This window comes from Oceanobacillus sp. J11TS1, from assembly GCF_018333215.1.
In the GTDB taxonomy this organism is placed as follows: domain Bacteria; phylum Bacillota; class Bacilli; order Bacillales; family Amphibacillaceae; genus Oceanobacillus.
In genome coordinates this window covers 1-19,108 of sequence record NZ_BORO01000042.1, presented here as the reverse complement: position 1 = coordinate 19,108, position 19,108 = coordinate 1, and the positions used below count along the sequence as shown (strand labels likewise).

Sequence of the window (19,108 nt, the reverse complement as noted above, 5' to 3'; positions counted from 1 at the left end):
ACCCCGCGCCACGCGAAAATTTTATTTGTTAGGAAGGGGTACCCCTTCCTAACAAATAAAATTCAAACAGTACTTAATGTAGGTTGAAAACATATAATCAATTTTACACATAAATAAGGACTTGACTATTTTGGAGCGGGTTGTGGCTGGGGCGGAGCGCTTTTGACTATTTTGGAGCGGGTTTGATTTGATTTTAGCTTAGGTAATCATCCATACTTTTCTTCCAAGTTCGGGTTTTCGTATTGTAACTATATTTTTCTTTGTTGAAGATGCGTTTGCATACATGGCGGGAATGGATGTGAAGCCATTTTCCTGCCTCTTTTACAGTTATTTCAGGGGAAATGAGGGTGTGGTAATCTGCTAATGCTTTTTTATGAACTCCTTTTATTTCAGCATGACAGGTTGGACACTTCCACTTAAGGTAAATACGGTAAATTGTTATGTCCCCACAGTTAGGGCACTTCACTCCTGATTGTAAATCTTCTACAGGGATATCATAATGCCTTAAAATGTTAAATGGTGGGACTTCACACTTTCTAGTAATAAGTTGCCCCATTTTATAATGTTGAAGTGGATGATTCATATTTTTATTCCGCATTTCTTTCTCCAGAATAGTATGTGGAAGTGCTGCAGCATGGATTACTTTTTCAACAATTTCCTCATGACTGCCTTTGATCTCTAAGATTGTCTCTGGGTCACTAATGACAATAATCCCCTCAACATTAATATTTCTAAATTGATACTTTTCTAACCAAAGCTTTAATTTCATAATTTGGATATCAAGTTGGTGAATCGGGTATTGGTAGCCTCTTTCTTTTTGTTCTTCCGTTGTCTGGGTAATTTGCTGAATAGTCGTATCTAGCGTTAACTTTCCCATTAAGTTTTTAATTTCAATAATATAAATACAACTTGAAGTAATAATCATACTGTCAATTTGTAGACGCTGATGATTGACCATAAGTGAAATATCTTGAAGCAATGTAAAATCGTCTTTTAACAATGACAAATAATAATCAACTGATTTCTCTCCTAAAAACCCTCGATGATATTTTTTATAATCAGCCAATACTATTTTATATTGACGATGGTTTTTAGGGAGCCTGTCCAATAAAACTTCATAACTTATTAATTTTGCAGGTTTTTCTCTTTTTTTAATTAACATAACATCACCTCTTTTTTGAAGCAATTATATATTAGCCGAAATTTTTACGCAAAACTACAAATGTTAATTTTCCAAAAGAGAAAATGAAATTTACATTAACGAAAATTAGCTTTTTCGGAGTTACATCATCATTATATTTTATATTTACTTTTTTGTTTTTAAATAATGATTCATTTGGATTTTTGGCTGGGAGTGGGGTTCCCTCTGTTCAAAATGGAAATATAGTAAGTGGAGGGGGAGAGGATTAGCTTGGTTTTCGAGCGGGCTTGGACTGATTTGGAGCGGATTACTTCTTTTTCGAGCGCATTCACACTGATTCGGAGCGCTTAGCCTCGTTTTCGAGCGCTCCCACTCTGAGTTGGAGCGCTTAACTTCTTTTTCGAGCGCTCCCACACTGAGTTGGAGCGCTTCTTTTTGAGCGCAACCACACTGACTCGGAGCGCTTATTCTCTTTTTCGAGCGCAACCACACTGATTCGGAGCGCTTAGCCACATTTTCGAGCGCACTCACACTGATTCGGAGCGCTTAGCCACATTTTCGAGCGCATTCACACCGGGTCGGAGCGCTTATTCTCTTTTTCGAGCGCTCCCACTCTGATTCGGAGCGCTTATTCTCTTTTTCGAGCGCAATCACGCTCGTTTGGAGCGCTTAGCCTTGTTTCCGAGCGGGTAGGACAAAAAAACATATTCGTCCATCAGCGAATATGTTTAGTCTACTTTTTTGACGATGTCGACAATATGTTGCCAGGTTTCTACGCGCAGGACGTCTGTTGGTGATCCGTCGCCGAGGACGGCAAAGCCGATCATTAGGCCGATCACGAAAGCTGCTGTAGTGAATATCAAAACGACGATGATGCGCAGCCAAATTGGAAAAATGCGCAGTCTTGGCCTTTTGAGCTTCTCTTGATATTTTTGCTCCTGTTTTTCTTTCTTTTCTTTTTTTCTAGAGATTTCTTGTTTTGCTGCTTGTCCCTCACTTGCTGCGGCTGTTTCTTTCTCTGCTTTATGTGGGGGTGTCTGTTGTGATGGATTATTCGTCATTTCTGTAACTCCTTATATTGTAGCCTTGTTCATGTTGTATGTAATAAGTTAAAACATGGCTAGTGAATTAAGAACGAATGGTATTCACTAATCCGAGCATTTGGTCTCCCATGGTAATAGAGCGTGAATTAAGTTGGTAGAGCCGCTGTGCTGCCATCATGTCTGTCATCGCTTGGGATAAGTCCACATTTGATTGTTCCAAAGCCTGTGGTTGGATTACAGCTCCTTCTCCAGCGTACGCTTGAATCACTTCATCTTCATCGGCGTTTGCTGCTACTGCGAAAAAGTTATTTCCCTCTGCTTCCATAGCGCTTGGGCGTACAGCTTCAACAATGGCTAATTCAGCTTCTATCGCTTGATTACCGCCTCTATTTACAACCAGTTGGCCCCGATCATTCCATTCCACGGAGTCAAATCCATCTTGAATTTCAATTGGGCCATTTTGACCGATAACAGGGTGACCATCCGAGGTTGTCAAAGCAAGCCTATCTCCTGCAATAGGTGAAAGATAAAAAGAGCCATCTCTTGTATAAACCATTTCTTCCTGACCGTTCTCTATACGATTCACTTGAAAGAACGTATTCTCTCCAGTTAATGCAGCATCTAAGGCACGGCTGGTTTCAATCAAGCTTCCCTGCTGCTGGTTTAAATGGATAGCGCCTAAACCTGCACCAGTTCCGACACGAATGCCATCTGGGGTCACTCTGCCCTGTGCATTTGCCGGAGAAGTTAAATTATTTATTTGCTGATTTAACAAGGAAGAAAATTCTACTTGTCTACTTTTATATCCAGTCGTCCCATTATTGGATATATTGTTCCCAATAACATCGAGTTTGTTCTGAAGTTGATTCATGGTTACGGCTGCCTGGTTCATTATTCGTGACATGTTAGACTCCTTCCCCTTCCTAGCTTAAACGTCCAATTTCTGTAACTGCTTTGCCGAGACTTTCATCGTATACTCGTAAAACGCGTTGATTGGTTTCAAACATTCGATAAGCATTCATCATATCTGTCATTGCCTGTGCGGAATTCACATTGGACTGCTCCAATACGCCTTGTTCTATGGAATATACTGCATTTGCCGGCACAGCCTCTGCATCACCTTGAAAAAGGTCATTTCCTTCTTTTGTCAATGTGTTTACATCAGCTACATATTGGGTTCCAAGTGTAACTTCTCCGCCAGCTGCCTGTATAACTCCTTCTTCCGAGACAACATCCATGCTTCCATTTGTTTGAATGTTATTGCCGTTTTCATCCAAAACATAGTGCCCTTGGCTGGTCACTAGATAGCCATCTGCATCAATGCTAAAATTTCCGTTGCGAGTGAGGCGGACATCTCCATCATTATTTTGAACAGCAAAGAAGATAGCACCATTCTCATCAGGAACTTCTCTTTGGTTGATTGCTACATCTGTCGGTAAGCCAGATTCTGTGAGCGCACCTTGTGCAAAGTCCGGAATCGTTTCCTGAACATACACGCCCGTATTCAATCCGCCTAATTGACGTGAAGCAGGAATACGAGGTCCTCCCGGGGCACGATTCGTATCGCCCATTTGTTCAATTAATAATTCCGGAAAAGCGCGAATTGCTGTTTGATCGGCTTTATAACCTGGCGTATTTGCATTGGCAATATTATTAGACAATGCTTCTTGTTGCCGCTGCTGCGTTATCATACCGCTCGCTGCTGTATATAACCCTCTTAACACAAAGCTTCCTCCTCTGATTAGAAAAAATGCGAAGACAACCAGCAGTACTGTTCATGAACATACTGCCAGCGTCCATAATTTTATTTATTAACAGCTCTTTTTTCTAGCTTATCAATGTTTTCAAGCATGATGCCTGTTCCTTTAGCAACACAATCCATTGGATCTTCTGCAATAAAAATAGGAACCTTTAACTCTTCTGCAAGTAATTGATCAATTCCGTGGAGCAATGCACCCCCGCCAGTTAGAATAACTCCTCTATCAATAATATCTGCGGATAATTCTGGAGGCGTGTGCTCAAGAACTGCTTTTGCAGCTTGAACAATAAGAGCTACAGATTCCATTAATGCTTGCTGAATTTCCTCTGATTCAATGGTGATCGTTCTTGGCAGACCAGATACCATATCACGGCCGCGAATCTCCATGGATTCATGACGTGACCCCGGGAATACCGTTGCTACATTAATTTTGATTTCCTCTGCTGTGCGTTCACCAATCAACAGTTTATATTGTTTTTTAATATAATTTAAAATATCCCAATCAAACTTATCCCCAGCCATTTTAACTGACTGAGAGGTTACAATACCTCCCATGGACAATACAGCCACGTCGGTTGTACCGCCACCGATATCTACTACCATATTCCCGCTTGGCTGATAAATATCCATTCCAGCACCAATCGCAGCTACTTTAGGCTCTTCCTCTAAGTATACGCGTTTTCCGCCAGACTTTTCTGCCGCTTCTTTAATTGCTTTTTGCTCGACTTTCGTAATGTTTGTCGGGCAGCAAATAAGCATTCTAGGCTTTGATAAAACACCTTTGACATTAATTTTATTTATAAAATATCTTAACATTGCTTCCGTTACATCAAAATCAGCGATAACGCCATCTTTCAACGGGCGCAGCGCTTCTATATTACCCGGTGTACGTCCGACCATTCGGCGAGCTTCTTCTCCCACCTCTAGCACTCGGTTCGTATTCCGATTCATTGCAACTACAGATGGTTCATTTAAAACTATTCCTTTTCCCTTTACATGTATCAATACATTTGCGGTACCAAGATCAATCCCAATATCTCTGGAAAACATGAATCTAAATCCTCCTAGCGTTACTATCTTGCACCGTCCTAAGACAAAATGCTACTAGTATACTATTTTACCACAAAATTCGCCAATTAACTGTATGAAAAAATAATTTTTGTGATTTTTTTTCGACGATATTGCATTCCAAAAATGAAAAAATGTATAAATGGTGTGTTTAGGGGTATTTTAAGTATTTAGAGACTTGCGTTAAACATTAAAAAAGCAGCAAAACCACTTTTTATTGTTCTACTGCTTTTTTACATATTTATAATACGCTTGATAAAATAAAAATGAATTCCAAGGATTTTTTTATTAACTCCCTTTCGCTTCTTGTCTATTCGGTGTCGCTAAAAATTCTTGCGTAATCTTATTATCTTTGCGTGTATCTTCTGCGTCTTTAGATGATTTGTATTTTTTTCTTGTTGCTTCTCCGCCGCGCAGATGTCGAATTGCTTTATGATACTCCAGTATTTCTTTCACTTCTAGAGCTAATTTCGGATTAATTTCTGGCAGTCGTTCTGTTAAATCTTTATGGACAGTACTTTTGGATACACCAAACTCTTTTGCAATGGTTCGGACTGTTTTTCTTGTTTCTACCACATGCCTCCCTATTTTAATTGTCCTTTCTTTGATGTAATCATGCACACCGTTCGCCCCCCTAAGTTGTAATTCCGAGGTGTCGCTTGGACTGGGTGTATGTTTTTGGATAGGACGTCATGATAAGCGGTTGACTATTTTTTATGTAGTCATTGGTATATAGGAAAAAGGGTTCCACTTTAAATGAATGGTACTTATAAATTACATGTCTTTTCACCTCAGACAGTTCGATTGCATGGTTTGTAATATCATCATATTAAAAAAATCCTATCTTTATGCTTATGTTTTGTACAAATAATCAGGGGGACAAGATGTATTTTTAAAAGTGACCGGATTATTGCTTTTATGGAATGTCCAAAAAGTCCCATAAACATGACACATCAAGAAAGGTATTTACTAAAAATGGTCTTTGGATGACAAATTATAATGAATTTGTTATGAGCAACCGCTACGGAAAAACACTACGCTTTCCGCGGGCTTGTCCTCAGCCTCCTCGAAAAAGAAAACCACTTTTTCTGCGGGGTCTTCACACTGCGCTTTCCCGCAGGAGTCTACGCGTTTTTCCTCCGCTAGCTAGTTTCGCTTCTATTCGTATTGAGTTTAATATTTAATGATTTTTATTAACCTGACAACATCGCTGCGATTACTCGTCCCATCGAAAACCATAGCTAGCTAGACGTAATTAACATATTTATTCTTTAATACCAACCATAGATTTTGGTTTTGACCCTTTTAAGCAATAAAAAAAACCTGGCGATGTATTATTCATCACCAGATTTTTTTGATTTTCCCAAGCAGTTTTCTATTACTCTTCGGATCCGTTTGACTCTGTGTCGATTTCTTCATCTGTTGCTTCATCTTCACTTGGTACTTCTTCTTGTTCTGTTTCTTTTGGTTCTTCCGTATCTTCTGCGTCTTCAGCGCCTTCTTCAGGCTCTACAGCATCTTCTTCCGCTGAAGTTGGTTCCTCACTTACCGCTTCATCCTGTTCTGCCGTTTCTTCTACAGAAATACTAGATACAGGCTGCTCAAAGTAACTTTCAGGATTTACTTCTTTGCCATCTTTACGGATTTCAAAATGGACGTGTGTTCCATTATCTTTACCAAACAAGTTGTTACCAGCTGTTCCAAGTGCATCACCTTGCGCAACTTTATCTCCAACAGTGACAGCTACTTCTCCAAGACTAGCATAATACGTTTTTAAATCTTTACCATGTGACAAGACTACTACGTTACCTAGTAATGGATCTTCTTTTACTTCTTCTACTGTTCCACTGATAGAAGCTAGTACATCAAAAGTTTCTGCATTTGCTGCTGCAATGTCTACTCCTGTACTTTGATAATAGCGATTGTTGTAAAGTACAAGTGCATTTTCTCTGTCTTCTTGTTCTGCGTTGTAATCAAAAAATTTAGTTACGATTTCTGCTTCATCTGCGTTTTCAACCGGCATTCCTACTAATTCTTGTTGATCAACAACAGGAACAGCATCTTCATCGTTCATCACTGGAAGATAGTCCTCTGCATTCTGATCCGATTGGTCTGCAACGTCAGATCCTGCATTTTGATACCAAACGACTGCCGCTAACAAAACAGCTGCAATACTTAAATACAATGCTGGGAAAAACCATTTCTTGCGGAAAATTTGGCTCCATTTATTTTTTGGGCCTTTGAATTCCTCTTTCATTTTCATCACCTCTGCAACCATTGTGAGCAGAAAAAGAGAATTATATACATGGCTATGAAAAAATTTTTTGATTTTCATAATAAAGTATGTTCTCTAGGTCTTCCTTTCCTGTTTCTTTTGCCCGCAAAAAGTAGTTTGCATAGAGGTTTTAGTAGATATACGATTGATTTTTTCATCCGCATAGAGGCTATCTTTTCATAGCAAAGAAAAACCCTCGTTTAGTTAGAAACGAGGGTTGGTGCGATATCGCTGATTTGGCTAATTTCCACATCGGTATAGTAATAATGAATGATTTCTTCGTAGCTTTTTCCTTCTGCTGCCATCCCGTTTGCACCATATTGGCTCATCCCGACGCCGTGTCCGAAGCCTTCTGTCGTGAAGATCAGATGGTTATTATTTTGCTCAATGGTAAAGTCACTTGATGGCAGGCCTAACTTATCGCGGAAATCTGGACCGGTAAATGTATTTCCTGCGATTGTTATTTCTGCTACTCTTCCACTATCGGTATGGCTTAATTCTATTGGGATGGCCTTATCATCTTGCAGCGGTATTTGTAATGCCTCCGATACTTCGGATATAGCCAACGTTGTTTGATTCGTAAACTTTGGTGATTCCTTATCCCAAGGACTCTCTACACTGCGCAGATAGGCAACTTCACTCTGCCAATAATCCTCTGAGTTTTCCGTATATCCATTGCTTGTAGAAAAGAAAGAAGCTGTTATCGGCGCATTTTCATACGTAATAATTTGTCCTTCCGTTTCTTTGACAGCTTGATTTATTTTGTTCATTTTTTCCTGATACGCTGCTCCCCATTGTTCCTGCAGCTCTTGTTCGCCTTTATACACCTGATGCTGGGTGGAATCGGTCAAATCAAAATTATCGTTTTTCTCTCCATTTAATAAAAAGTTGACTGTAAATGTCCGCGCTGCAACTGCCTGGGCTTTTAATGCTTCTATTTCAAACTCTGCCGGCATCTCAGAAGACACAACGCCAGCTACATACTGTTCTACTGGAACATTTTCCACTTCTTCATTGCTCACGCGCATGACGGATACATTGAATGGAGAAGCTCCGACTTCCACTGTTTCCCCGCTTGCGGATGCCTCCTCTGACGGATTCTCTTCTCCATTTTTGGTTTCCTGCTTTTCTTCTTCCCCGTCCTTGACTTCAATGTTTGCTTGAATATCATTATCTTGCTTGGAGAGCTGCACGACGAGTGCCGGGACAGCAAGAATAAAGATAACCATGACCGCAAAAATACTTACGATGCCTTGCTTCCAAGGAGATGGCCGCTGATGATTATAATACATGGATTTTCGATTTGAAAAGGGTACAATTTTCTGTAATGGCTGTTTGGGTAATCTTTTTTTCTGCTTTAGCTGCTTCATTTTCTTATGGATTGCTGGATTTTTTCGTCTATACGTTTTTTTATGCACGTTCCTCCTCCTTTTTGATGGTTTTTATCTATCATGCCTACTATTAAATCTATACGCTACCCTGACAAAATAGACCTTTTCTTATCATAAAATTACGGAAAAATTTAACGTATGTTTGTTTGGCAGCGTTATTTTGAACCGATCAAGTGGTACACAAAAAAACATAGCAAGTCTCTTTTTTCTTAGGAGAGCTTGCTATGCGTATTGATATTTGGAAGAAAGATATCATTTTCTAACTCGGAGGGGTCAAAATCAGGAAATAACAGGTCCCGCTTCCTGCTTTGGTTACATTTGAATTTCTAGTTCCTCCGTTTTCTTATTTCGCTGCGGACCTGTTTTGGGACTGTCTTTATAATGATCATCATAGAGGTGGCAGGCAACACGGTGCCCTGGTTCTGCCTCTTGCCAAACAGGATTTACTTCTGCACATATTTCCATCGCCGCCGGACATCTTGTTCGGAATACACAGCCTGAAGGAGGATGAATCGGACTTGGCAATTCACCTTCTAAAATAATCCGTTCTCTCTTTTCTTCTACATCCGGGTCTGGTATGGGAATCGCTGATAGAAGTGCTTTTGTATATGGATGTAATGGATTTTCATAGAGGGCTTCTCCGTCTGTCTCCTCTACTAAATTTCCTAAATACATCACGCCGATACGGTCTGAAAATTGCTTAACCATGGATAAATCATGCGCAATAAATAAAAATGTCAGTCCTTTTTCCCGCTGCAGCCGCTTCATCAGGTTGACTACTTGTGCCTGTACGGATACGTCTAGCGCAGAAATCGGTTCATCAGCAATGATAAAATCCGGGTCAAGCGCGAGTGCTCTGGCAATCCCGATTCGTTGCCGCTGCCCGCCGCTAAACTCATGCGGATAGCGATTCACATGATCTCGACTGAGTCCCACTTCTTCCAGCAGCTCATATACACGGTTGAGCAGCTCTTTTTTCTTTTTAAAGATACCATGTACCTCCAAAGGCTCCGAGATAATTTCCTTAATCGTTGAGCGTGGATTTAAAGAGGCGTATGGATCTTGGAAAATCATCTGCATCTTACGGTAAAGCGCAAACTGTTCTTTATCCGTTAATTGGTGAACATTTTCCTGATCAAACCAGACATCTCCGCCTGTTTTTTCATATAATCCTAAAATAGTACGGCCAATGGTAGATTTTCCGCAGCCTGATTCACCAACTAATCCATAGGTTTCTCCTTTTAAAATATGAAAAGATACGTCATTCACTGCTTTTAGAATATTTCCCTTGCCTACATCAAAATATTTAACCAGGTTCTTTACTTCTAGTATTTTGTTTTCCATCGCTTCACCTCCAGTATCTTCTAGCTGCACAAAGTTCTTTTTCATAGATGGTTCCTTTTAAAGCTATTATTTCGATTCCTTTTCCAGTTTGCGGAGAATGAATCATTTCTCCATCTCCTTTATAAATGCCGACGTGATGCAGTTTTCCTTTTCCTTCCTGATACGCAAAGAAGAGCAAGTCTCCTGGCTCTACAGCATCCAAATCTACTACTTCCCCATCACCAGCTTGGTCTCCTGCATCACGAGCGATCCAGTACCCATTTGCTTTATGTGCTGCATATGCCAATCCGGAACAGTCATAACCAAAGGAGCTCATCCCGCCCCAGAAATAATCTAGGCCAATGAATGGCATTGCGGCAGCGACAATATCTTCGCCACTTCCAAGCTGCATGCCTTTTTCTCTTGTTATCGTTCTTGTTTTTTCTTTAACAATTTGCTGTTTTCCTGTTGGTGTCTGTACATACACATACGTGTCATCCTCGCCTAAATAAGGAAGAATCGTTAAATAACTCAGCTGGATGCCTGTTTTTTCTAACCAAGCATGATCGGTTATAACGACAATATATTTGGCTTGAAGCCATTTTTCTTTGTTGACAGGTGTTAATTGTCGAATAGGAATATAACCCGGGTAGCCTCGTTTATCTTTTTTGGATGGCTGAAATGGAGCAACGATACGTGCCCAGTCTCCTTCTTCTTCTAAAACAATGACGGGCTCCCCATATAACGTCTGTGACTGCACACGATTTTCATTACATAATGCTAGCCTTTCTTCGTAAGTTAAGTTATTCACCCATTTTAATATATCTGTCGGACTGGTGAGCCCATATTCGTCCTTTTCTCTTGCAGATGGTGGATTGGTCCAAATTGTCGCAACTTGTACGTTTGTCACGTGAAATGTTTCCGGAAGCTTTGCAAACCATTCCTGCATCTTACCATTCCCCTTCCCTTTTTACCGATTGGAGATAGGACTCCTTTACGGTTTTTATGCCAAGTCCCGATTGATTCGAAAAAGTAATGGTCTTCCCTTTTCCTTGGTAATGAACGCCGCCTTCTAAAATATCATCTGCTAGCATAAGCGGGGCATCAAAGTCAAAACGGGTAATTGCTGGATGACTTGCTGCAAAATGGGCTGCTGCCGTAATGCCCAGCTTTGTTTCTATCATACTTCCTACCATGCAAGAAACACCGTAGATTTCAGCGAGATTGGCAATCTTCATCGCTTGATAAATCCCGCCGGCTTTCATTAATTTAATATTGATGAAATCTGCTGCTCCCATTTCGAGGACACGCCTTGCGTCTTGGGAAGAGAACACGGCTTCATCTGCCATAATTGGTGTTTTGGTGTGTTCTGTAATGTATTTGAGGCCGAGGAGGTCATGTGCGGCGACAGGCTGTTCCACTAATTCAATATTTAACCCCATCGCTTCCATTTGTGTAATTGCGTTGACCGCTTCTTTTGCTGTCCAGCCTTGATTTGCGTCCAGACGTATCAGAACATCCTCTCCGACTGCCTCACGAACAGCAGCTACTCGTGCAATATCCTTTGCTGCTGTGTCTTTTCCAACCTTCACTTTTAAGATGCGAAATCCATTTTCTTTGTATAGTTTTGCATCTTTCTGCATTTGCTCCTTCGCGTTCACACTGACGGTATAATCATTTTCAAGCGAGGAACGATAGCCTCCTAAATATTGATATAAAGGCTGATTTGCTTCTTGAGCCAGACAGTCATATATCGCCATATCTACAGCGGCCTTTGCACTCGAATTTCGAACGATCACCTTCTCTAACTGGGCTAAAATATGTGCATAGGAAGATAGCGATGCACCGATTAGAATGGGGCGGATTAGTTTATCGATTGCATAATGAATACTTGCCAGACTTTCTCCTGTAATCACATGGGTTGGCGGCGCCTCTCCCCAGCCTGTGATGCCATTATCAGCCGTCATTTTCACAAAAATGCTTTCCGCCACAGTTACTGTTCGTAAAGCTGTTTTAAATGGCGTATGTAAAGGGATGGAGGCCTGATAAATCTCTAAATCAACTATTTTCACGTTAAACAGCCCTTTCTCAGGAATGATGTAAATTAACGAACTCCCGGTGCCAGCCGCAGTGTTTTTGTCCCGCTGGATAAAACAGCCTCTACGCCAAGGGGAATAGAGAAATGCGGGAAACAGTGTCCAATTCGGAAACCTCCTATTACTGGCTTTTTCGCATTTCTAAAATAATGCTTCCATACTTCTTCAAGGCTCAGACTGGGATTTACTTTAGGGGCTGCATCCGCAAAATCACCAATAATGATTCCCGCACACTGCTGCAGCTTTCCAGCTAAACGCAGCTGATTCAACATCCCGTCGACCCGATAAGGTTCTTCTCCAATATCTTCTATGAATAATAGCTTCCCTTTGGCACAAATTTCATAAGGTGTACCGAGCGTTTGTACAAGCAGCGATAGATTTCCACCGACGATTTCGCCGCGTGCTTCTCCTTCCCGATAGACAGTAAGCGGTGAAATACTTTCGGAATAGGTTAGCTGTGTCGGCTCAAATAATTGTTTAAATAAATGGCTGGAGAGCGCGTCAAAGTCATTTTTTATCATATCCGATGCCGGCATGGGACCATGAAAAGTAACTAGACCTGTAGCTTGACGAATTGCTGTATGTAAGTAGGTTATATCACTGTATCCCCATATAATTTTGGGATTCCTTTTTATTAATTCCACATCTATTTTATCCACGATGCGCCCAGTCCCGTATCCGCCTCTCGCAAAAATAATTGCCTTTATCTTGCGGTCAGCAATCATATCATGAAAATCCGCTAAACGATCGGCATCCTTTCCTGCCAAATAGCCATATTGGTCATATACATGTTCTCCCAGTTTTATCTTTAATCCCAAATTCTTAAAAAAGGAGAATGATTTTTCAAGTTTTTCTTTCTCTACTGGCCCGGCCGGAGCGATTATTCCGATGGTATCTCCAGACTTTAAACGATAAGAAAGCATGGATGGTCTCCTCCTTTTTTGAAACAGAGATAGACTCAAATCCAGGTTTGGTACTTGAGCCTATCTCTTTTTTTAGAATAAATGCGTTGTCTTACTCTGTCTTATCTGCGTATTTCAGCTCAAAATAACCTACTGGGTGACGAAGGATTCCTTCCACACCATCCGCTTCCAGAACGGCGACATTGTAGTAGCGAATTGGTGTTGCAATCATTTCTTCTGCCAGCATTCTCTCTGCTTCATAGAGATATTCATAACGTTTCTCTTCATCCGTTTCTGATTTTCCTTTTTCGATAAGCTCATCATATTCTTCACTTTCAAATCCGGTACGGTTCATATATGAATCGCTGGTGAAGCTTTCTAAGAAGTTTACAGGGTCACTGTAATCATTGAGAAATGAGCTGCGAGAGAACTGCAGTTCCAGGTTTTGCTGTGCTTCTGCAAACACGTTCCATTCTTGGTTCTCCAGCGTAACTTTTACGCCTAAGTTTTCACTCAGCATATCTTGGATTGTTTCTGCAACAGCTTGGTTTAAATCACTGGTGCTGTATGTTAAAACAATTGGCGGCAGCTCTTCATAACCTTCCTCCTGCATCCCTTCTTCCAGCAGCTGCTGGGCAAGTTCTGGATCAAACTCTACTAAGTCTCCGTTTTCTTCACGGAAATCTCTACCATCCGGGGCTGTAAATCCAGGTGATACAAAGCCAAATGCTGGTTCTACGCCTTGTTTTACAACATATTCAGCGATTTCCTCCCGGTTAATCGCATAAGAGATTGCTTTTCTAATATTTTTATTCTGGAATGGTTCTTGTGTAAGGTTAAAACGGTAAAATTCCAGTCCGCCTTGTTCACCAATAAATACATTGTCTCCATCAATCAATTCATCTGACATCTCTGGAGGAACACTCGCTGTATCTAACTCACCTGTCTGGAACATTTGATATTGTGTGTTCGTGTCATTGACCATGGAGAAATGAACATAATCTAAATTAACTGCATCTGCATCCCAGTATTCGGGGTTCTTTGCAAAAACCATTTCGCTGTTATGCTCCCAAGACTCAAGCATGAATGGGCCATTCGCCACAAAGGTTTCTGCTTCCGCATGCCAATCTGGTGTTTTTTCAGCAACTTGATGATTGATTGGGAAAAATGCTGGATTTGTAAGCAAGTCTAAGAAAAATCCAGTTGGCTGCACTAATTTTACTTCCAATGTTTTATCATCTACTGCAGTTATATTGACATCCTCCGCGGATCCGTCACCGCTATTAAATGCTTCCGCCCCTTCAATGTAGTAGGCCAAAAATGCTGCCGGAGAAGCCGTATCAGGGTTTAACATATGCTTCCAGGCAAAGACAAAATCTTCAGCTACGACCGGATCACCGTTGGACCAATTCGCGTCTTCCCTTAGGTGAAATGTGTAAGTTAATCCATCTTCTGAAATATCCCAGCTTTCAGCAACACCTTCTGCCGCTTCTGAATTCTCATCTAAGCGGGTCAATCCTTCCATCAGGTTATTCAAAGGACCCCATGATACCTCATCAAACCCAATCGACGGGTCGAATGAGGTCGGTTCTTGCCCATTATTAATATACAAGGTTTTCCCATCGAGTTCCGGAGTTGTTTCTTCTGCGTTCTCAGCGCCTTCACTTTCTGAACTGTCTGTTTTCTCTGGTTCTTCCCCAGCATCCTCATTTGCTGTACATGCCGCAAGAATAAATGCTGTAAAAATCACCATAAGAAAAAATAAAAGCTTCTTCCCCTTCATTTTATTGCCCCCTTTTTTAAGTTTGTAAAGATTTAGCAGCAAGCAGCCACTTCGCCCGCTCATCTTGCAGCCAGCAGTCCACATGATGGGTGTCGCTAATCGTTGCTTGAGCAGGGTAAACTTTATCACACACCTCCATGGCATAAGGACATCGTGCAGTAAATGGACATCCTTTTGGAGGTGAGAATAAATCAGGTGGTGTACCGACAATCGGCTTTAATTCTTCTTTTGTATCCAGCCTTGGAACGGAATTGAGCAACCCTCGTGTATATGGGTGCTTTGGCTGATAAAATATTTCTCTTTTCGTGCCGGATTCAATAATTTTTCCAGCGTACATCACGATAATGCGATCCGCTATTTTGGCAACAACGCCTAAATCATGTGTAATCAAGATAATTGATACACCGGTGCGTTCTTGGATCGTTGAAAATAATTCTAATATCTGTGCCTGAATCGTTACATCCAGCGCCGTTGTCGGCTCATCAGCTATTAATAAATCAGGGTCACAGATGAGTGCAATAGCAATTACAATTCGCTGGCGCATCCCGCCGCTAAATTGGTGCGGATATTGTTTTAAACGTTCTTCAGGATTTGGAATACCGACCAAATCCATCATCTCGATTGCTTTTTCCTTTGCCTGGGCTCTTGTGATTTTTTTATGTTCTTTTAAACCTTCCATCAGCTGTGTCCCAATGGTTAAGGTTGGATTAAGCGCTGTCATTGGGTCTTGAAATATCATCGAAATATCGACGCCGCGAATAGCACGCATCTTTTTCTCCGAGTAGGTCGTTACATCCTCCCCTTTAAAAACGATGGAGCCTTTCGTAATTTTTCCTGGAGGACTTGGAATAAGCCGCATAATTGCATTCGAGGTGACACTTTTTCCACAGCCAGACTCGCCAACAATCGCTAAAGTTTCGCCTCTATCTAAGTGAAAGTCCACTCCTCTGACAGCTTGGACTGTTCCTCCATAGGTTGTAAATGTGACGTGCAAGTCGTTTACTTCGAGTATTCTTTCCAAGGTGTCCACCTACTTTCTTAATTTCGGATCAAGTGCATCTTGCAGACCATCTCCCAAGACATTGAAAGCAAACATCGTAAAGGAGATAAAGAATGCCGGGAAGAACAAGGTCCACCAGTTTCCAGATAAAATCGCTCCTAAGGAATCATTCGCCATTACCCCCCAACTGGCAAATGGAGCCTGGATTCCTAAGCCGATAAAGCTTAAGAATGCTTCGGCAAATATGGCGGATGGAATCGTTAATGTCATTTGGACAATAATTGGTCCCATCGTATTCGGAAGCAGGTTTTTCCGGATAATACGAGATGTTTTCGTGCCAAATGACTTCGAGGCGAGGACAAATTCATAGTTTTTAATTTGCAAGACTTGCCCCCGCACAATTCGAGCCATTCCCACCCAGCCAGTAATCGTCAATGCTAGAATAATGGTACCCAGACTCGGTCCGAGCACGACTAAAAGTAAAATAACAACTAATAAGTAAGGTAATCCATATAAGACTTCAATAATACGCATCATCACATTATCGGTGCGCCCGCCTTTGTAACCGGAGATTCCTCCCCAAATGATGCCAATCGTTACGTCAATTAAAGCAGCAATAAAACCTACAAATAAGGAAATTCGGGCACCATACCAGGTACGTGTAAAAACATCTCTTCCTGCACTGTCTGTTCCAAACCAATGTTCCATGGAAGGAGGCTGAAATTGGTTCGGCAAACTCTGTCTATTTACCTCATATGGCGAGAGCATCGGACCAATGATTGCCATAATCGTCAGCAGTACTAGGAAGATCAAGCCTAGCATGGCCATCTTATTTTTGACTAAGCGCCGCCAAGCATCTTGCCAATAAGACAAGGAAGGGCGGGACACTTGTTCCAGCTTCTCTGTATCTCTTTCTTTCCAAGTAAACCATTCATCAGGTATATGGGCAGGCGTTTGAACAGATTCGAGTTTTTTCTCAGCTTTCATCCGGATTTGCCCCCTTTCTGATGCATTTTAATTCGCGGATCGAGAATGCCATAGACGATGTCCACGATGAAAAGCATCATAATTAAGAAGGCACTGTAGAAAACCGTTGTCCCCATAATAACGGGGTAATCCCGCTGGTTAATACTTTCTACAAAGTATCTCCCCATTCCTGGTATGGCAAAAATTTGTTCAATCACAAATGTTCCTGTCAAAATGCCTGCAAAAAGGGTACCCATAATCGTCACAACCGGCATTAGGGCGTTTCGAAGCGCATGCTTGAAGACAATCTTCCAGGGAGACAGCCCTTTTGCTTTGGCCATTTTAATATAATCCTGCGTAAGTACCTCCAGCATGGTAGAACGTGTTAAACGGGCAATGATCGCCATTGGGCCAGTTGCGAGTGCCAGCACCGGGAGTACCATATGGGCCGGGCTTCTCCAGGTTGCTGTCGGGAATATTTCTAAGTTCACTGCCAGCTGCTGAATAAGGATGGTTGCTAAAATAAAGTTTGGGATGGAAATTCCTAATACAGCAATTCCCATGGTTACATAATCAAGGAATCCGTTATGCCTAAGTGCTGCAATAATTCCAACTAATATTCCTGAAACAACTGCCAAAGCAATGGTAATGATTCCTAATTCAAACGAGATTGGAAATCCTCTTGATAGGAGGTCATTTACCGTTTGGTTAGGCTGTTTAATCGAAGGCCCAAAATCAAACGTTGCAATCGATTTAATATAGAGCAGATACTGTATGTAATAAGGCTGGTCCAAATTATAATGTGCCTCCAGATTCGCTTGAACGGTTTCATTTGATGCCTGGTCTGTGTTAAAGGGGGATCCAGGTATACTTATCATCAAAAGGAAAGTAAGTGTAATAATGACCCATAATGTGACCACCATAATGAACAAGCGTTTTAAAGTATATTTCAACATACGTTTCACCCCGCTATCCAATAGATTTTGTTGCCTTTTTAGGAAAAACTTTATAATACCGCTAGCTATCGTTTTTATATACTTCCTACTTCCAACTTAGATAGAAATGAGAAATGGCCTTGGAAAATAGTAAAAATAAACTGTGCTGTTATTAGAAATAAATATGTTTGTTTTCTGTATTCATTACCCTTTAAGAAAATGTTGTTTGCATCGCCAGCTCTGTCATCACCAGCATGGCTTGATAGGCTTCTTTCATGTCTTTTGCCTGAAACTGCACTTTGGTTGTACCAGGAATCCAGACGGTACCAGGCATTAAATTCGCCCATTCCGCTTGACCGCTATTATTAAATTCCATCGTTAATTCTGGATTTTCCGGCGGTATTAAAGGTTCAACGAGATGGCGCCTGTCTAAAGCCTGTTTTACTTTTTCTTGAAGCAGCTGTCCAGCTTTCTTTGGCGTTAAACTTTTTACGGATGATCTAGAAATCGTCTCTTTGACAATTGCTGTGGTCACATTCGGTATTAACTTTTCCGCTTCTGCCGCTGCTTGGTCATCCCCGGCTACGAGTAATATAGGCACCCCATAGTATCCAGCAAGATATGCATTCATGCCCATCTCACCAATGCAATGATCATTGATAAAAAAGTTTCGAACAGCATGTATCATGGAATGGGACATCACCCCGCGCTGTCCGGCTCTAGCATGGTAGCCAACAAAGAAAGCACCGCTATACTTTTCATTCAGCCCTTGCACCATAGAAAGCGGTTTCACTTCTCCAGTTATTAAAAGTGCATCCGGATGAATGTCATCAATCAGCAGATTATTCATCTTTGAGTGACTATCATTTACTAAAACTTCTTCCGCTCCATAATCAAATGCAGCTTGAATAACATAATTTGCTTCTTCTGTCATTATTTTGCGAGCTCTTTCGTAATTATGCTTCCTCCAGTCTACAAAGGTAGCATCTGGCAGACCAGTTATCCCTTCCATATCCACAGACATATAAATTTTCATTATTATCATCCCACCAAAATATTAGTAATTTTCTATAAATATAGCATGTTTTTTGGAAAGTGAGAAGAGTTTAATCTAAATGAATTTGAAATATTCGGGAGATGAGGGGTTGGGGTGGAGCTTTTTGGCGTGGGGGTGGAGCGGTTTTGAGCTGGGGTGGAGCGGTTTCTGACTGGTTTGGAGCGGATTGAGCTTAGGGTGGAGCGCTTTTTCCTTTTTCCGAGCGGATTCAGCCTAGGTTGGAGCGCTTTTTCCTTTTCTTCCTGGGTACTGTCAATAAGTATGTGTAAATTCCCAGGAAGTGCACCGGTTTTACATGGAGTAGTGGGCATGGTAGCCTTGGTGGTAAGGCCAACGCTTTTTTCCATAGTTGGGTCTTGGCCTATGAAC

General features: G+C 41.3%; 18 protein-coding genes. All 18 read right to left on the bottom strand.

Annotation, left to right across the window (positions count from 1 at the left end; genetic code table 11):
* Window positions 1-193 precede the first annotated feature (193 nt).
* Window positions 194-1,162: a nuclease-related domain-containing protein gene (locus KI343_RS19050; RefSeq protein ID WP_212927995.1), complete on the bottom strand. Its 969-nt coding sequence runs from the start codon at window positions 1,160-1,162 to the stop codon at window positions 194-196.
* Window positions 1,163-1,869: 707 nt separating this feature from the next.
* Window positions 1,870-2,202, bottom strand: a complete 333-nt coding sequence (locus KI343_RS19045; RefSeq protein WP_212927994.1) for a DNA-directed RNA polymerase subunit beta — start codon at window positions 2,200-2,202, stop codon at window positions 1,870-1,872.
* Between the two features lie 67 nt (window positions 2,203-2,269).
* The gene (locus KI343_RS19040) at window positions 2,270-3,088 is read right to left on the bottom strand and encodes a flagellar hook-basal body protein (RefSeq protein ID WP_212927993.1); all 819 of its coding nucleotides are present in this window, start codon (window positions 3,086-3,088) and stop codon (window positions 2,270-2,272) included.
* Window positions 3,089-3,107: 19 nt separating this feature from the next.
* The gene (locus KI343_RS19035) at window positions 3,108-3,908 is read right to left on the bottom strand and encodes a flagellar hook-basal body protein (protein WP_212927992.1); all 801 of its coding nucleotides are present in this window, start codon (window positions 3,906-3,908) and stop codon (window positions 3,108-3,110) included.
* Between the two features lie 80 nt (window positions 3,909-3,988).
* A complete protein-coding gene (gene mreB / locus KI343_RS19030; RefSeq protein WP_212927991.1) occupies window positions 3,989-4,993 on the bottom strand; it encodes a rod shape-determining protein in 1,005 nt (334 codons plus the stop codon).
* A gap of 306 nt (window positions 4,994-5,299) precedes the next feature.
* Window positions 5,300-5,632: a sporulation transcriptional regulator SpoIIID gene (gene spoIIID / locus KI343_RS19025; RefSeq protein WP_244857128.1), complete on the bottom strand. Its 333-nt coding sequence runs from the start codon at window positions 5,630-5,632 to the stop codon at window positions 5,300-5,302.
* 757 nt (window positions 5,633-6,389) lie between these two features.
* Entirely contained in the window at window positions 6,390-7,268 is an 879-nt protein-coding gene (spoIIQ, locus tag KI343_RS19020; protein WP_212927990.1) for a stage II sporulation protein SpoIIQ, read from the bottom strand.
* Window positions 7,269-7,486: 218 nt separating this feature from the next.
* Window positions 7,487-8,704: a stage II sporulation protein D gene (gene spoIID / locus KI343_RS19015; protein WP_212927989.1), complete on the bottom strand. Its 1,218-nt coding sequence runs from the start codon at window positions 8,702-8,704 to the stop codon at window positions 7,487-7,489.
* Between the two features lie 285 nt (window positions 8,705-8,989).
* Entirely contained in the window at window positions 8,990-10,021 is a 1,032-nt protein-coding gene (locus KI343_RS19010) for an ABC transporter ATP-binding protein (protein WP_212927988.1), read from the bottom strand.
* A 4-nt stretch (window positions 10,022-10,025) separates the two neighbouring features.
* On the bottom strand, window positions 10,026-10,949 hold the full coding sequence (locus tag KI343_RS19005) for a C40 family peptidase (protein WP_212927987.1): 924 nt from the start codon (window positions 10,947-10,949) through the stop codon (window positions 10,026-10,028).
* Between the two features lies 1 nt (window position 10,950).
* On the bottom strand, window positions 10,951-12,072 hold the full coding sequence (locus KI343_RS19000; RefSeq protein ID WP_212927986.1) for a dipeptide epimerase: 1,122 nt from the start codon (window positions 12,070-12,072) through the stop codon (window positions 10,951-10,953).
* 32 nt (window positions 12,073-12,104) lie between these two features.
* The gene (locus tag KI343_RS18995; protein ID WP_212927985.1) at window positions 12,105-13,019 is read right to left on the bottom strand and encodes a S66 peptidase family protein; all 915 of its coding nucleotides are present in this window, start codon (window positions 13,017-13,019) and stop codon (window positions 12,105-12,107) included.
* A 91-nt stretch (window positions 13,020-13,110) separates the two neighbouring features.
* On the bottom strand, window positions 13,111-14,781 hold the full coding sequence (locus KI343_RS18990; RefSeq protein WP_212927984.1) for a peptide ABC transporter substrate-binding protein: 1,671 nt from the start codon (window positions 14,779-14,781) through the stop codon (window positions 13,111-13,113).
* A 16-nt stretch (window positions 14,782-14,797) separates the two neighbouring features.
* Window positions 14,798-15,802, bottom strand: coding sequence for an ABC transporter ATP-binding protein (locus tag KI343_RS18985; protein ID WP_212927983.1), 1,005 nt, complete (start codon window positions 15,800-15,802; stop codon window positions 14,798-14,800).
* A gap of 9 nt (window positions 15,803-15,811) precedes the next feature.
* Window positions 15,812-16,768: an ABC transporter permease gene (locus tag KI343_RS18980; protein WP_212927982.1), complete on the bottom strand. Its 957-nt coding sequence runs from the start codon at window positions 16,766-16,768 to the stop codon at window positions 15,812-15,814.
* Window positions 16,765-17,703, bottom strand: a complete 939-nt coding sequence (locus KI343_RS18975; RefSeq protein ID WP_212927981.1) for an ABC transporter permease — start codon at window positions 17,701-17,703, stop codon at window positions 16,765-16,767. The genes KI343_RS18980 and KI343_RS18975 overlap by 4 nt, the downstream gene beginning before the upstream one ends.
* A gap of 190 nt (window positions 17,704-17,893) precedes the next feature.
* On the bottom strand, window positions 17,894-18,718 hold the full coding sequence (locus tag KI343_RS18970) for a M55 family metallopeptidase (protein WP_212927980.1): 825 nt from the start codon (window positions 18,716-18,718) through the stop codon (window positions 17,894-17,896).
* A 32-nt stretch (window positions 18,719-18,750) separates the two neighbouring features.
* Window positions 18,751-19,108: hypothetical protein (locus KI343_RS18965; RefSeq protein ID WP_212927979.1), on the bottom strand; the 358-nt coding region annotated here is incomplete at its 5' end.

What these genes read in the sequence shown, in the direction of transcription:
- KI343_RS18995 (WP_212927985.1), bottom strand. Translation starts at nt 13,019, where the DNA reads ATGCTTTCTTATCGTTTAAAGTCTGGAGATACCATCGGAATAATCGCT.
- KI343_RS19010 (WP_212927988.1), bottom strand. Translation starts at nt 10,021, where the DNA reads ATGGAAAACAAAATACTAGAAGTAAAGAACCTGGTTAAATATTTTGAT.
- KI343_RS19040 (WP_212927993.1), bottom strand. Translation starts at nt 3,088, where the DNA reads ATGTCACGAATAATGAACCAGGCAGCCGTAACCATGAATCAACTTCAG.
- KI343_RS19005 (WP_212927987.1), bottom strand. Translation starts at nt 10,949, where the DNA reads ATGCAGGAATGGTTTGCAAAGCTTCCGGAAACATTTCACGTGACAAAC.
- KI343_RS18975 (WP_212927981.1), bottom strand. Translation starts at nt 17,703, where the DNA reads ATGTTGAAATATACTTTAAAACGCTTGTTCATTATGGTGGTCACATTA.
- KI343_RS19045 (WP_212927994.1), bottom strand. Translation starts at nt 2,202, where the DNA reads ATGACGAATAATCCATCACAACAGACACCCCCACATAAAGCAGAGAAA.
- KI343_RS19050 (WP_212927995.1), bottom strand. Translation starts at nt 1,162, where the DNA reads ATGTTAATTAAAAAAAGAGAAAAACCTGCAAAATTAATAAGTTATGAA.
- spoIIQ (WP_212927990.1), bottom strand. Translation starts at nt 7,268, where the DNA reads ATGAAAGAGGAATTCAAAGGCCCAAAAAATAAATGGAGCCAAATTTTC.
- mreB (WP_212927991.1), bottom strand. Translation starts at nt 4,993, where the DNA reads ATGTTTTCCAGAGATATTGGGATTGATCTTGGTACCGCAAATGTATTG.
- KI343_RS18990 (WP_212927984.1), bottom strand. Translation starts at nt 14,781, where the DNA reads ATGAAGGGGAAGAAGCTTTTATTTTTTCTTATGGTGATTTTTACAGCA.
- KI343_RS18970 (WP_212927980.1), bottom strand. Translation starts at nt 18,718, where the DNA reads ATGAAAATTTATATGTCTGTGGATATGGAAGGGATAACTGGTCTGCCA.
- KI343_RS18980 (WP_212927982.1), bottom strand. Translation starts at nt 16,768, where the DNA reads ATGAAAGCTGAGAAAAAACTCGAATCTGTTCAAACGCCTGCCCATATA.